A 14,241-nucleotide genomic window follows, 5' to 3' on the forward strand; every position below is an offset into this window, starting at 1 on the left:
TTATCGAAGCGATATACAGCACTGATGATGTGTGACTCTGGATGTCGACATATGACACGTCAAGCATTCAGCTGACATTTTGCGTCAAAAAGCCGACCAATCATCCAAACAATGACGCAGGTCAACAATTCACATTGAACCAGGGCACAGTCAAACCCTGATCAAGGGCACATCAATTTTTGGCAGCAGACGCGAGGTGAAGTAGCGATCCTTGTAGTAACGGATCTTGTCGCACTTGACCGGGTGCGGGATGCCTTCATACAGGAAGACCTCGCTGTCATTGCCCATGGCCTTGAGCTCCTGCGGCAGCATCAACGCACGGCGCTCCTCGCTGTGGCTGGTGGTCACACTGTTGCTGGGACCATTGGAGTGGGACTTGTTGCGCTTGCGGATGGTGGTGTAACCCAGCATTTCCGAGTAGTCATTGGCATCCTGCTGCTCGCGCGGCGCATACAGGATCTGCAAGGCATGGTTGGTGATGATGGTGCGCGAGACATCCCTGCCGTAGGTCGCATCGAGCTGGGCCATGGACTGGATGATCGGCAGCAGGCGCACGTTGTAGCCGGCCATGTAGGACACGGCCGAGGCAATGATGTCCACTCGTCCGATCGCGGTGAATTCATCCATCAGCAGCAGCACCTGGTGCTTGAGCTCCGGGTTGGCCTGCGGCAACTCCCGCGTGTTGAGGTTGATGATCTGGCTGAAGAACAGGTTGATGATCAGCCGGCTCTCGGCCAGCTTGTTGGGCTGGATGCCGATGTAGATGGTCATGCGCTGCTTGCGCAGCGCAGTCAGGTCGAAATCATCGGCACTGGTGGCCGCATCCAGGACCGGGTTGATCCAGGCATTGAGCGGCTCCTTGAACGTACCCATGATGGAGGCAAAGGTTTCATCGGCCTGCGACAGCAGGTTGGCAAACGCCTGGCGCGACTTGTCACTCAGGAACGGCCGCTGCGCCAGCTGTTGCAGGAACTTGCGCAGGTCGGTGCCATCGCCCGATGACAGGCGATAGATCGCCCCCAGGGTGGGCGCCGCGCCGGCGGGGAAGCCGATGGCGATCTCATCGTCCCGGTTCTCGAACAGGTACAGGGAAAAGGCCATGAAGGCATTGCGCGCCTGGCTGACCCAGAATTTCTGGTCATCACTGCCATCGGGATACAACATCGCCGCGATGGCCATCAGGTCAGAGACACGGAAGGCCGGATCTGCCGAAACATAAGTGAGCGGATTCCAGCGATGGGTGCGGCGATCCTCGGCAAACGGATTGAACAGGAACACCTTCTGCCCCTGGCTGGCACGCCAGCCCGAGGTCAGGTCGTAGTTCTCCTGCTTGATGTCCAGCACCACCATCGATTCCTGGTAGTCCAGCAGGTTGGGGATGACCACCCCCACACCCTTGCCCGAGCGGGTGGGCGCGGCCAGGATGGCGAACTGCTGCCCTGACAGGCGTACCAGGCGGCCACCGAACTTGCCGACCACGATCCCGGTCTTTTCCTTCTTGAACAGCCCGGCACTGGACAGATCCCCCGCCGTGGCAAAACGGGCATCGCCGTGCAGCTGCTGCCCCTTGTCACGCAGCAGCAGGTACAGCACACCCAGGCACAGCAGCAGCGGCAAGCCGAAACCAAGCACGCCAGCCAGGCGGATGCGCCCCACATACGGCTGCACCTGCGGCAGATCCATGGCCGCCAGATAGGTGTAGTAGGTATCCAACTGCATCGGCACATGACCGAGCCCGAGCAAGCGCAAGGTCAACCAACCGGAGAACACATAACCAAGCAGCAGCCCGGCCAGCACGGCCCCCACCACCCACAACATCCTGTTCCTGCGCAACACAACGCCTCCCTGTCCGGACAACCACGCAACCACGGCAGACACGGCACAACTGCCGTGCAACCACTGATGTTGCCCCAGTCGATGACCGATAGTGCCACCGAATCAATGGCAATCTACCGTTTTGCAAAACGCCGCACAGTTCAGGGCGAAAAACAGGCACAAAAAAACCAGGCAGCGCCTGGTTGTTTTTTCACTTCGCGAAGAAGTGGTGGGCGGTACAGGGTTCGAACCTGTGACCCCTACCATGTCAAGGTAGTGCTCTACCGCTGAGCTAACCGCCCACTGGGCACCGAATCTCGTTTCGGCAAAACCAAGGTTTTCTGGTCTCATACGCCACTTCCAACTTGGAAGTGGTGGGCGGTACAGGGTTCGAACCTGTGACCCCTACCATGTCAAGGTAGTGCTCTACCGCTGAGCTAACCGCCCTTCGCGTTCCGCCGTAGCGTTGCGAGGTGCGTATATTAGGCAAGATTTTTCACTTGTGCAAGCCCTTTGTGAAAATATTTCACATCAGGCTCGCTTCCTGCAATTTCTGGATCTGGTCACGCACCCGGGCGGCATCCTCGAACTCCAGGTCTCGGGCATGCTGATACATCACCTGCTCCAGCCGCTTGAGCTCGGCCGCCTGCTGCGCCGCCGACAGTCGCAGGTAGCTGCTGGTGGCGTCGGCCACCTGGGCCGCCCGCTCCCGCCCCTTGCCCTTGCTGCCCCGCCCGGTCGACGGTGCCGCATCACTGCTGCTGCCCACATCCAGTACATCGGTAATGGTGCGTGCCACCGACCGCGGCACGATGCCATGCAACTCGTTGTACTCGACCTGCTTGCTGCGACGACGGTCCGTTTCGTCAATGGCCGCCTGCATCGAACGGGTGATGCGGTCGGCATACAGGATCGCCCTGCCCCGCACGTTGCGGGCGGCCCGGCCGATGGTCTGGATCAGCGAGCCGGTGGAGCGCAGGAAGCCCTCCTTGTCAGCATCCAGGATGGCCACCAACGAGACCTCGGGCATGTCCAGGCCTTCGCGCAGCAGGTTGATGCCGACCAGCACATCGAACTTGCCCAGGCGAAGGTCGCGAATGATCTCCACCCGCTCCACCGTGTCCACATCCGAATGCAGGTAACGCACAGCGATACCATGTTCGGACAGGTATTCGGTGAGGTTTTCAGCCATGCGCTTGGTCAGGGTGGTAACCAGCACACGGTCGCCCTGGGCGATGCGCTCTCGCGCCTGGCCCATCAGGTCATCCACCTGGGTAGCCACGGGGCGAATCTCCACCACCGGATCGATCAGGCCGGTCGGGCGCACCACCAGTTCGGTGATTTCCTCGCTGGCCTCACGCAATTCATAGGGCCCGGGCGTGGCCGACACGTAGATTGCACGCGGGCAACGCGCCTCCCACTCTTCAAAGCGCAAGGGCCGGTTGTCCAATGCCGAGGGCAGGCGGAAACCGAACTCCACCAGGGTTTCCTTGCGCGAGCGGTCACCCTTGTACATTGCGCCGATCTGCGGAATGGTCACATGCGACTCGTCAATGACCAGCAAGGCATCGGCCGGCAGGTAATCAAACAGGGTCGGCGGCGGCTCACCTGGCCCCTTGCCGGTCAAGTGGCGTGAGTAGTTTTCGATGCCGTTGCAGTAACCCACCTCGGCCATCATTTCGATGTCGTACTGGGTCCGTTGGGCAAGACGCTGCGCCTCGACCAGCTTGTTGGCCGCATACAGCTGCTCCAGGCGCTCCTTCAATTCAACCTTGACCGTCTCGATCGCCGCCAGCACCCGCTCACGGGTGGTGGCGTAATGGGTCTTGGGATAGATGGTGTAGCGCGGCAGCTTGCGCAGGCTTTCGCCGGTGAGCGGGTCGAACATGCTCAACTGCTCGACCTCACCATCGAACAACTCGATACGCACCGCCTCGCTGTCCGATTCGGCCGGGAACACATCCACCACCTCGCCACGCACCCGGAAGCTGCCGCGTTCCAGCTCGTATTCGTTGCGCGTGTACTGCAAGGCGGTGAGATGGTTGATCAGGTCACGCTGCTCGATCCGCTCGCCACGCGACAGGATCAGGCGCATGGACAGGTAATCTTCCGGCGCACCCAGGCCATAGATCGCCGAGACCGTGGCCACCACGATCACATCACGCCGGCTCAGCAGGGCCTTGGTGGCGGCCAGGCGCATCTGCTCGATGTGTTCGTTGATCGAACTGTCCTTCTCGATGAAGGTGTCCGACGAGGGCACATAGGCCTCGGGCTGGTAATAGTCGTAGTAACTGACGAAGTACTCCACCGCGTTGTCCGGGAAGAACTGCTTGAACTCTCCGTACAACTGCGCGGCCAAAGTCTTGTTGGGCGCCATCACCAGGGTCGGCTTCTGCACCCGCTGCACGACATTGGCGATGGTGTAGGTCTTGCCCGAGCCGGTGACACCCAGCAACGTCTGCTTGGCAATGCCCGCCTCGAAATTCTCCGACAGCTTGTCGATCGCCTGCGGCTGGTCACCGGCAGGTTTATACGGGGAGGACAGGACGAAACGCTCTGACATGGCCACACACAGCAGGACAAACAGCCTTGAAGTATAGCCGTCTGTCTGAACTCCCCCCGGTGAAAGACGACTGCCGTCCGACCACCACCCCCACCGCCGGCGACAGCCCGCCCTGATCGACCGCACGCACTGCCCGGCACAGGCTGCAGGCATCGCCAACGAAGGGCAAAGCCATGGCCACCACCACGCATGTTCATCCGGCTGTCGCAGGCTTCAGCCTGATCGAACTGCTGATTACCCTCAGCGTGGCGGCGATCGTGCTCGGCATCAGTGCGCCGGCCCTGCAAGGCTTTGCTGCACGCCAGGCCTTGATCAGCGCCAGCAACAGCCTGGTCACCGGCCTGCAACTGGCACGCTATCAAGCCATCACCAGCGGATCGGCCGTGCGCCTGTGCCCTGCCCATGAAAGCGGAGGCTGCGCCGACCGCACGGCCTGGTCGCACGGCTGGCTGGTCCAGCCCGAAACTATCTCAACATTGCCCGTCCAGCACCGAGGCCAGTTGCCGGCAGGCATGACGGTAAGCCTGAGCCAAGGACGCCAGCATGTCCGCTTCCTGCCCGATGGCCGCAGCCCCGGCACCAACCTGACCCTGCAGGTGTGCAGCCGCAGCCAGGCCGCACGGCAGATCATCATCAGCAACAGCGGCCGTGTGCGCAGCGGCCCGATCAGCACCATGCCGTGTTGATCCATAAAAGCCTTGCGCAAGCCGAAATTCAACAGTAGAATGCACGCCATGCCCGAATAGCTCAGCCGGTTAGAGCACTTGACTGTTAATCAGGGGGTCGTTGGTTCGAGTCCAACTTCGGGCGCCACATTCAAAAGCCGCAGCAAACGCTGCGGCTTTTTTGTTGCCCTTATCGCAGGCCAGGCAATCACACAAACAACAACGCCCGGCATAGCCGGGCGTTGTTGTTCATCACTGCCGCGTCATTACCAGCACTGTGCCGGCGATGCACTGGCCGTACCCGACACCGCCCTGCCCCCCACATTGGTCAGGCTCAGGGTGCCGCATTTGGTGTCACGGGCCAATTGCTGCCCTTGTGGCGTAGCCGTGATGGTGTAACTGCGCGCAGCAGCAGCCCCAACAAAACCCACCTGATAATGCGCATCCAGCCCATTGGCACACTGCACCAGCGCTGCGCCAACATAGGTCAGGTTGGTGGTGTAGAAGCGCTCCAGCAGCTGCTGGTTTTCCAGCAGACAGGCCGCCGCCGCTGCCCGCCGGGTCTTGGTGACGTGGTTGTTGTAGCTCGGGTAGGCAATCGCCGCCAGGATGGCGATGATGACCACCGCGATCATGACTTCAATCAAGGTGAAACCCTGTTGCTTGGCAGGACGGTTCATTGCTCAACCTCAGTTCTGTAGGACTTCGCGCCAGGAAACCCGGCCAACATTGCGTGCTTCACGGATCTGTACACTGCCGAGCTTGCCCGACGAGCCACCCACCACGGCCAGGCCCCGCAGCAGCTCGGCCAGGGTCGGCATGCCGACGCCCAGGTCAACCGAGCCCACCGGCAGCTTGTCATCACCGATGACCTCGTCTTCAAACACACCATCACCGTCCAGGTCGAACAAAGACGGCCCGGTGCTGGTGCCGGTGTAGGCATCGAGTGCATTGAGGTAACCGCGACCATCGGCCTGGCAGGCATCAGCCGTGGGAATGACCGAAGAAACGACCAGCACATCGCCATACAACTGGGCATCGCTCACCACCCGCTCGCCTTCGGGCACTCCCGGGGCTGGTGGCTTCTGTGGCGTCAACAGGTCGATGTACCAGCCCTTGGAACCCGACGGCAGCGGCTGGCGACGCTCGAATGCGCGCACCGGAGTACCGGCCAGCGTAGCGGCTTCCTGAATGCTGCGCCGGGTCAGGTTGGCCGAGGCACCACTGCGGGCCTTGTCGGTACCGTCATCAACAAACCCGTACAGGCTCTGCACGGTCTTGGTGGTCATGTCGCCAGTGGTCATCAAACGCCCGGTGCCGAAGAAGACCCAGGGCATGTAAGTGCGCGGATGGAAGGCAACCGTCAACCCACCGGTGATTGGCTGGCGCTGGCCGTCGGCATTGGTAGCCGCGAAAAGGGGCGCGTTTCCAAGCACCCCCCAGGTCGCAGTACTGCCGGCGGCCAGGTCGAACTTCCAGACATTGCCCAGCATGTCTCCGCCATAGACATAGTCCACCGTGCCGTTGCCATCGGCGTCCCAGCCCACCGCCGAAGTCAAGCCATTGGCGTCGGCAGAATCGGTTACCGCAGAGCCTACGCCGGTATCGATCTGCTTGATCAAATTGCCGTTTTGCAGGTTGTACATCAACAAGCCTGCCCTGCCACTGGTGCTGTTCACCCCATTGGCCACAATGACCGCAGTCACGCCATTGTTCAGACGGGCGATGATCGGCTTGGCCTGTACGAGCCCCATCAGCTCGGACTGGCCGCGCACCTCCCATTTGAAATCAGAGGCCCCGAACGAACCGGGTGTGGTTACATCCAGCGCGTAGAGCCCTTTGCCACCCTTGCCCAGGGCACCGACCAGAATGTTCTTGTCCGCCCCCTGGACACGTGTGGAGACGGTGATCGGCCCGTCCACAAAATATCGATGGCCATAATCCGGCCGGCTCATGCCCGCCAGATCGCTCCAGTTGATGCCACCCGGGATGTAGGCAAACAGCTCGTTGCCATTGGTGGCGTCAATTGCATGCATCATGCCGTCATTGCTGCCGATATACAGGGTTTCAGTCTCGGGCACATACGCCGGTGACGAGCTGACGATATCGCCAAGCAGGTGATTGCGATTGCGCAGGGTGCCGCCATTGCGCAGCTCTTTACTGCGGTCGCCGGCCAGGTAGGCAGCATTGTCAGCACCCGTTACCGGGTAGTTGATGACACCGGTTCTGGTCAACTGGGTACGCCGTGCATCGGAAAGCCCGGAAGGGAATGCCACTGCGGCGGTGGCATCATCATTGCCGGCGAATATCTTGCGCCCGCTGGCCGGAATGCCGGCGCTGGCACGCCAGCTGGCCGTGCTGCTGACAGCCCCTGCGGTAGAAACCGGGAAGGCCTGGACCTCACCGGTCCACACACCGGAAATGTAGCTGGCCTGGTAGAGACGGGTGCCACCGTCGATGGAGGTCGAGTTGGCGGCGACATTGGAAAACGAGCCGGTACGTTCGGTGATGGCCGCCAATGCAGCCTTCAGGCCCGCTGCAAAGGCATCCGGATCACTGGCGGCCACGAACTCGCCATGGCCGTTGAGGGCCGCATGCAGCAAGTCGTCGATGTTGGCCACGGCATTATTTGATGGCCTTGGCCACGCCACCGGGGCACCATTAATCCTGGGGCCACCATCGGCAATCACCTGGGCCACAGAGGATTGGTCGACGGTGCCCTTCAGGCCAATGGAAATGCCGAAGGTCACCATATGCTGCCAAAACGCCGGGTTGGCCCCGGTTGTGGGAACATTGTTGGCCAGGTCCGGGCGCAGGTCTTTTTTCCAGTATTCCATCGCCACGTCGGCCAGTGTATTGCCATCACTGGAGGCATAAGGCGCACGGGGCTCATAGCGGTAGCTCTGCCCGCTTGGGCCGGTGATCGTACTACCGGCGCTATTGTCCTGTTCACCGGGATTGTAATTCTGGTTGTTCCAGAAGCCATCGGTGGTCAAGATGGAGAAGTTCTGCCGGCACGACAGCTGGCTGCTCCCCTTTTCAGGGCCATAGGGGCCATTTTCGTCTGTGTTGGAAAAATACTTGCCCGCATCCGCCAAGGCTCCATGCAGCGGTGTACCACCGCTACTGGTCACAGTCTGCATGCGCTGGTACCAACGGGTACGGTTGTTGTTCGCGCCCGAAGCCCCCTGGGGGTCATCGAACAGCCCTCCATTGTGCCCAATCGGAATCGGCTTGGATTGCGTCGGCCAGTTTTGACCAGTCTGGCTGCCATTACGGCCCCAAATGGTACGGAAGCCGACACGAACGTCCGTGCCCAGCTCAGAAAATGCCTGGCTGGCACCGGCCTTGGCCGCCTTCATACGGGTCCGGTGATACGACGCCCAGATAGCAAAATTCTTGCGCTCCTCAGCGTCGCTACGCCCTGTCGGCCTGAGGCTGGCACAACTCCCCCAGTCATTCGCACGGGTTCCGCAGTTCCTGTTGTCAAGGCCTCTCGTGCCGGTCCCGTACTCGGAACGGATGACGACCCCGTCCGTGTGGATTTGGTAACGATAATAGTTGGAGATATTCCGAAGCGTCGCAAGCGGGTAGGCGGAAGGATTTCGCGCCATCGCCTCGTCCTTGGGCACATAAAATGTCTGGGTAGACCGGGAAAGATCAGCCGTCCCCCCCGAAGCCAGGTCATTGCTGGTGAATGCTGCCGTATAGCTTGTGCCACCTGTCATCAGGCTGCCATCGGCATTCATCCACGGCTGGTAATCTTTGTATGGGTTGTAATAGACCGAGCTCAAGGTGTAGGCAAGCTTGCCTGATGTTGAATTGGTGAAATTCGACACATTATCTGGCATGTAATCCGAGGCCATCGAGCCAGAATCATCCAGGATGAACAAGATATTCGGCGCAACCCGGGCACTGGTAGTCAAGGGGTCGGTCGGCAAAGTGATGCTGGCATGCACCGGTGCGGCCATCAGGCTGGCAACAAAGCCGAGCAGCGCGGGTGACTTGAGAAGGAAGTGACCCGCCGGCACCCGACGCAAGGAGGTTTGTTGGTTTTTCATGGCATCCCTCATCACTGGACCACAAAGTTGGACTGCAAGATGACCGTGGAACGGCCGGCGGCGGTGCTGCGAGCGGTAACCCGGTAACTGGGGGCAAGGCACAATGGCGCCACCGGCACCTGGCGGTCACAACCCGGCCAGGTCGGCGACAGCCCCATGTATTCGATGAAATAGGCACCCGGCGGCGGTGCAGGCGATGCATCGGCCAGTTCCGGAGCGTCCACCCAACCGGCAAAGCCATCATCAAGCCAACGCTCGGTGGCGGTGACGTCCGGCTCGGAACACACGCCGTCGGCAGTGCAGCCGGAACCCGGCGCCGCCGGCGCTGCCGCAGCAATCAACTCGCCTTCGCGCAAAGCGGATTCGGCCGCCTGGAAGGCCAGGCTGCGCTCGTACATATTGCCGGCCATGCGCTCCTCGAGCATGGTGCTGCGCAAGATGGCGAGCCCGAGCAGGGTCATGATCAGCAGCAGCACCAGCACCACCAGCAACGAAATGCCGCGTTGCTCACGCCCGAAATGGGGATTACGTCGGTTCATGGATTACGGTTCCTCAGGCTGACCACATGCTCGACATTGCGCGCCAAGGGCACACCGCCAGTGCCGGAATTGGGCTCGCCCTCGACCTCGGCCCGGATGTTCACGGCCACCACCTGATCCCAGGCCGCGACCGTGCTGGCGTTTCCATAGCTGGTCTCATTGCGCTCCAGGTATGTCAACTCAAGCGAACGAACACCCTCAACCACTTCCTGGGCCACAGCCTGCAGGCCACCACCGGCCACCCGGGCCAGACGCTGCTGGTACAGCGCCGGTCGTCCAGCCGCATTGTTGGCCACATACCAACGCACCGCATGCACCCGTGCCAGCACCGTATTGGGTGTGGAGAATTCATAACTGATACTGGTGCCGCAGTTGACTGGCACCCCCAGCGCACTGGTGCAGTTGCCCGGCGTGCCGCCCGTGCCGTGGCCGATGGTGGCACCACTCACCGAACTGATCTGGAACAGCGCGGCATGCCGCGGGCTGCAGGCCAGGGCGAGCTCTCCCGCGGCAAAGCCATGATTGGCATCGCTCAAGGTGAAGGTGGCCGAAGCGGGGGTATGCGCCGTGACCATGCGCACCGGGGTCTCGGTGGCAAACAGCTCGATGGCCTCGGTATCACTCAAGCGCTGCCCGGCCCCCGTACCGAAACCACTGTCAGCGAAAGCCTGGCTCCCCATGTAGCCACGGAGCCCCTGGCCCCAGTTTTCCAAGTTGGTCCACCAGCGCGAGGACGGGCTGTTGATCACGTTGGCCAGTGGCACGCCATTGGAGCAGGGGTTGCCGGACGCTTCGCGGATGTCGCGCGCCATCAGCTCAAAGGCGGTGCGCATACCTTCCTGCACCCGCCCCAGGCTGTCGGTGCTACGGAACGTTTGCCGGTTGGTCAGGAAAATGCCGCCAGCGGCAGCCACCACCAAAGTACCCAGCAGCAGCGCGATCATCAGCTCGACCAGGCTGAAGCCACGTTCGTATTTGCCTTGCATGTTCATCCCCATTACATCCGCACCCGGGTCTGGATTACCTGTTCGGTCTCACCGGCCTGTTCCCCGCCTGTGGAGCCACTACGACTTTCATCCCAGCGCACGCCGACCACGCAAATGGACGTCGCGGCCGTGCACTCGATGCTGCCGCAGACGCTTTCATCAGCCACATCGTTGACGATGGTGGTGCGCAGCGAGGTCAGCCAGCGGGCCTGATCGTTACCGGCCAGGCTGCCACCGGCAGGAGCCGTGCACATCCAGCCACCAGTGGTGTTGTAGTCACCTGCCAGGGCGCGTTCGCGATTGGCACGCATCGCATCGATGATGGCGTAGCTCTGCACCACCGCCTGGCTGCGTTCGGTCGAGCCCTGGCTGTTGCGCAGGGCCGTTGCCTGCATCGCGGCAATGCCGAGCAGACCCACCGCCATGATCAACACCGAAATCAGCACTTCCAGCAGGCTGGTACCCCGCTGGTCACCACGCAACTTCGGCATGAAGCCGGTCTTGTTCATGGGCAATCTCCCTGGCCGGAGGCGCTGGCCACATTGGTACGCGAACCACCGGTGACATTGAGCTGGCGGATATTGTCCACAGGCCTGGACACCGGCATGCAGATATTCATGGTGATGTTGGCCAGCGTACCGTTGGCCAGACGCGCCAGGCCATCGGAGCGAAAGTTCATGACCGGATCATCGCCATACACCCGGGTAGCCGGATTGACCACACCACTGTGCAGCAGCTCATTGGTATCGGCGCGGACCACGATCCACTGCGTCCAGTCGCCGGCAGCCAGGCAGCTGGTGCCGTTCTGTGAACCACAAAAACGTACCTGGCGATTGAGCCGGATCGCCTCGCTGCGTGCCAGCTGCACGCCGGCCACCAGTTCATTGGCCTGGGCCGTCAGGCGCGAGCTGTTCACCAGCCCGGTAAAGTTGGGCACGGCAATACCCAGTACAACAGCGGCAACCACCAGGGTCACCATCAGTTCCACCAGTGTGAAGCCAGCCATGTGTGTGCGCCGGGCAATCGGCCCGTCAGCGGAATCCAGCATCGAAACAATCCCCAGGATGATGGCCGGGTTACGATAGCCCGGCACCGGCATGCCTCCCACCCCTGGGAGACAAGCGGTACAAATCTACCACCCAACGGTCATTGCATGGATCTTCGTCACCCATTGAACGCACTGTGGCAGCCCACCGGACTGGCCTGGTGCGTGATCGGCGCCGAAGCACTGGCCCTGACCCTGGCACTTGCCCCCGGCATCGACGGCGACCGCTTGGTCTGGTTCGGGCTCAACTCGCTTGTCATCCAGTGGATCAGCCTGTCCACCCTGGGCCTGCTGTACCTGGGCCGCCACCGCCTGTCACGCTTTCGCGACGGCATGCAGGCCACCGCCGGCATCGCCCTGCTGCTGGCCGCCACCTGGCTGACCATCGGCCTGCTCTGGCTGGGATTTGCCATGCCGTTGCGATTGAGCAATGGCAGCCTGCTGGAACTGCTCCTGCTCGGCACCAGCCTGGCCCTGGTGGTCGGCCTGCTGGCCGTGGTCGCCTTGCAGAACCACCTGCGCCTGCAACAACTGGCCGTGCAGGCAACCACCGCCGAACTGCAGGCCCTGCAGGCCCGCATCCGGCCCCACTTCCTGTTCAATACGCTCAACTCGGCAGTTGCCTTGGTCCGCAGCGAACCGGGAAAGGCCGAAGACCTGTTGATGGACATGGCAGACCTGTTCCGCGCCGCCCTCGGCTCCACCGGCCACATAGAACTGGCCGAAGAACTGGCACTGTGCCGGCGCTATCTGGCCATCGAACAGGCACGCTTCGGCGCACGCCTGCAGCCGGTGTGGCAACTGCCCGAACCACTGCCATCGCTGCAGTTGCCGATCCTGTGCCTGCAGCCACTACTGGAGAACGCCGTCCATCACGGGGTCGAAGCCTCGCACCAACCCAGCACAGTGCTGATCCATATCCACCACCTGGACAACCAGCTGCACCTGACCGTCAGCAACCCACTCCACGGCGAGCCCGGGCAGGGCCGGCAAGGCCATGGCCTGGGCCTGCAATCGGTGCGTGCACGCTTGGCGCGCCTGCCCCGCCCTGCCAGCCTCACGACCTGGCAGGCAGACGGGCATTTTCATGCCCGCCTGCAATTCACCCTGCCCGATCAGGTCACCACGCGGTAACAGGGCTTGTAGTCACCGGCAATCTTCATGCGGCGCTGGGCCACGAAGGCACGCAACAGCGCATCCAGCGAGGCCATCAGTTCCGGGTCACCATTGATCAGGAACGGGCCATGCTCCTCGATCAGGCGCATGCTCGGCTCCTTGACGTTGCCGGCGACGATGCCGGAAAACGCGCGACGCAGGTCGGCAGCCAGCGCATGGGCCGGGCGATCCTTGTGCAGATCCAGTGCCGCCATTGCCTCATGGGTAGGCACGAACGGCTGCTGGAATTCCAGCGGGATGTGCAGGCCCCAGTTGAAGTAGAACGAATCCTTGTTGTGCAGGCGGTATTCGCGCACCTGCTTGATGCCGGCCGCCATCGCCTTGGCCACCGCCTGCGAATCACCGACGATGATCTGGTAGCGCGCGGCCGCCTCTTCACCCAGGGTCAGGCGGATGAAACGATCGATCTGCTCGAAGTACGGCGCAGCCACGGCCGGGCCGGTCAGCACCAGCGGGAACGGCAGGTCCTTGTTTTCCTCGCGCAGCAGGATGCCAAGCAGATACAGGATCTCCTCGGCGGTACCCACGCCGCCCGGGAATACGATGATGCCGTGACCCAGGCGCACGAATGACTCCAGGCGCTTTTCGATGTCCGGCATGATCACCAGGTGGTTGACGATCGGGTTCGGCGACTCGGCCGCGATGATGCCCGGCTCGGTGATGCCGATGTAACGGGCCGGATGCTTGCGCTGCTTGGCATGGGCGATGGTGGCGCCCTTCATCGGCCCCTTCATCGCACCCGGGCCGCAGCCGGTGCAGATGTCCATGCCGCGCAGGCCCAGCTCGTAACCGACCTGCTTGGTGTACAGGTACTCGTCTCGTGGGATCGAGTGGCCACCCCAACACACCACCAGGTTGGGATCGCCCGGCTGCAGACCGCGCGCATTGCGCATCAGGCCGAACACCGCATTGGTGATGCCCTCCGACGATTCCAGCTCGGCCGCGTACTCCGGGCCCATTTCGATGGCGGTATAGGCCAGGTCACGCACCACCGCGTACAGCAGCTCGGCAATACCCTTGATGATGATGCCGTCCACGAACGCCGATGCCGGTGCATTGACCAGGTCGATCAGCACGCCGCGATCCTGCTGGGTCACCTGGATGTCGAAATCCGGGTACAGGTCACTTGCTGCACGCGGGTCATCGGAGGCACTGCCACTGGTCAACACCGCCAGCGCGCAACGGCGCAGCAACTCATGCATGCCGCCGGAAGAGGCATCGCGCAGGCGTGCCACCTCGACCCGGGAAAGGATGTCCAGCTCACCGCGCGGGAAAATGCGCGCGTTCTGCACCGGCAATGCGCGCGGATGCTGCTCGTTGTTGCTCATGAATTCTCTGTCCTTGTCTCAACCCGTCGACTTTAGCGCCGCCGGCACAAAAGAGAAACGGCC

11 protein-coding genes and 3 tRNA genes are annotated in these 14,241 nt (G+C 62.0%); 3 read left to right on the forward strand and 11 right to left on the reverse strand.

All coding sequences use genetic code 11. The features are described from left to right. Positions 1–150 precede the first annotated feature (150 nt). The 4 genes from ABB30_RS10275 to uvrB form a co-directional block, all read right to left on the reverse strand. Complete coding sequence (locus ABB30_RS10275) at positions 151–1,818, reverse strand: type IV secretory system conjugative DNA transfer family protein (protein ID WP_057638214.1); 1,668 nt, start codon at positions 1,816–1,818, stop codon at positions 151–153. A gap of 224 nt (positions 1,819–2,042) precedes the next feature. Further along, positions 2,043–2,117, reverse strand: a tRNA-Val gene (locus ABB30_RS10280). Between the two features lie 70 nt (positions 2,118–2,187). After that, a tRNA-Val gene (locus ABB30_RS10285) sits at positions 2,188–2,262 on the reverse strand. Positions 2,263–2,341: 79 nt separating this feature from the next. After that, positions 2,342–4,378 carry an excinuclease ABC subunit UvrB gene (uvrB, locus tag ABB30_RS10290; protein ID WP_057638215.1) on the reverse strand — a complete coding sequence of 679 codons (2,037 nt, stop codon included), beginning with the start codon at positions 4,376–4,378 and terminating at the stop codon, positions 2,342–2,344. Positions 4,379–4,551: 173 nt separating this feature from the next. Here uvrB and ABB30_RS10295 point away from each other — a divergent pair, with 173 nt between their 5' ends. Further along, a complete protein-coding gene (locus ABB30_RS10295) occupies positions 4,552–5,064 on the forward strand; it encodes a GspH/FimT family pseudopilin (RefSeq protein ID WP_057638216.1) in 513 nt (170 codons plus the stop codon). Between the two features lie 50 nt (positions 5,065–5,114). Then, a tRNA-Asn gene (locus tag ABB30_RS10300) sits at positions 5,115–5,191 on the forward strand. 118 nt (positions 5,192–5,309) lie between these two features. Here ABB30_RS10300 and ABB30_RS10305 read toward each other — a convergent pair. Genes ABB30_RS10305 through ABB30_RS10330 form a run of 6 tightly spaced genes read right to left on the reverse strand, consistent with a single transcriptional unit; the run spans position 5,310 to position 11,635 of the window. Further along, positions 5,310–5,723, reverse strand: coding sequence for a type IV pilin protein (locus tag ABB30_RS10305; protein WP_057638217.1), 414 nt, complete (start codon positions 5,721–5,723; stop codon positions 5,310–5,312). A gap of 9 nt (positions 5,724–5,732) precedes the next feature. Continuing rightward, positions 5,733–9,104 (reverse strand): pilus assembly protein, encoded by a 3,372-nt coding sequence (locus ABB30_RS16795; RefSeq protein WP_245626481.1) that lies wholly within the window; start codon positions 9,102–9,104, stop codon positions 5,733–5,735. Between the two features lie 11 nt (positions 9,105–9,115). After that, on the reverse strand, positions 9,116–9,643 hold the full coding sequence (locus ABB30_RS10315; RefSeq protein ID WP_057638218.1) for a pilus assembly PilX family protein: 528 nt from the start codon (positions 9,641–9,643) through the stop codon (positions 9,116–9,118). Next, positions 9,640–10,635: a PilW family protein gene (locus ABB30_RS10320; protein WP_057638219.1), complete on the reverse strand. Its 996-nt coding sequence runs from the start codon at positions 10,633–10,635 to the stop codon at positions 9,640–9,642. Before ABB30_RS10320 ends, ABB30_RS10315 begins: the two co-directional genes overlap by 4 nt. 5 nt (positions 10,636–10,640) lie before the next feature. Further along, positions 10,641–11,138 carry a type IV pilus modification protein PilV gene (pilV, locus tag ABB30_RS10325; protein ID WP_245626482.1) on the reverse strand — a complete coding sequence of 166 codons (498 nt, stop codon included), beginning with the start codon at positions 11,136–11,138 and terminating at the stop codon, positions 10,641–10,643. Then, positions 11,135–11,635 (reverse strand): GspH/FimT family pseudopilin, encoded by a 501-nt coding sequence (locus tag ABB30_RS10330; RefSeq protein WP_161808853.1) that lies wholly within the window; start codon positions 11,633–11,635, stop codon positions 11,135–11,137. The genes pilV and ABB30_RS10330 overlap by 4 nt, the downstream gene beginning before the upstream one ends. Positions 11,636–11,782: 147 nt before the next feature. Here ABB30_RS10330 and ABB30_RS10335 point away from each other — a divergent pair, with 147 nt between their 5' ends. Further along, the gene (locus ABB30_RS10335) at positions 11,783–12,808 is read left to right on the forward strand and encodes a sensor histidine kinase (protein WP_152980697.1); all 1,026 of its coding nucleotides are present in this window, start codon (positions 11,783–11,785) and stop codon (positions 12,806–12,808) included. Here ABB30_RS10335 and ppnN read toward each other — a convergent pair. Continuing rightward, complete coding sequence (gene ppnN / locus ABB30_RS10340) at positions 12,790–14,178, reverse strand: nucleotide 5'-monophosphate nucleosidase PpnN (RefSeq protein ID WP_057638221.1); 1,389 nt, start codon at positions 14,176–14,178, stop codon at positions 12,790–12,792. The two genes, ABB30_RS10335 and ppnN, sit on opposite strands and share 19 nt — an antisense overlap. Positions 14,179–14,241 lie beyond the last annotated feature (63 nt).

It is taken from the genome of Stenotrophomonas ginsengisoli (assembly GCF_001431485.1).
In the GTDB taxonomy this organism is placed as follows: domain Bacteria; phylum Pseudomonadota; class Gammaproteobacteria; order Xanthomonadales; family Xanthomonadaceae; genus Stenotrophomonas; species Stenotrophomonas ginsengisoli.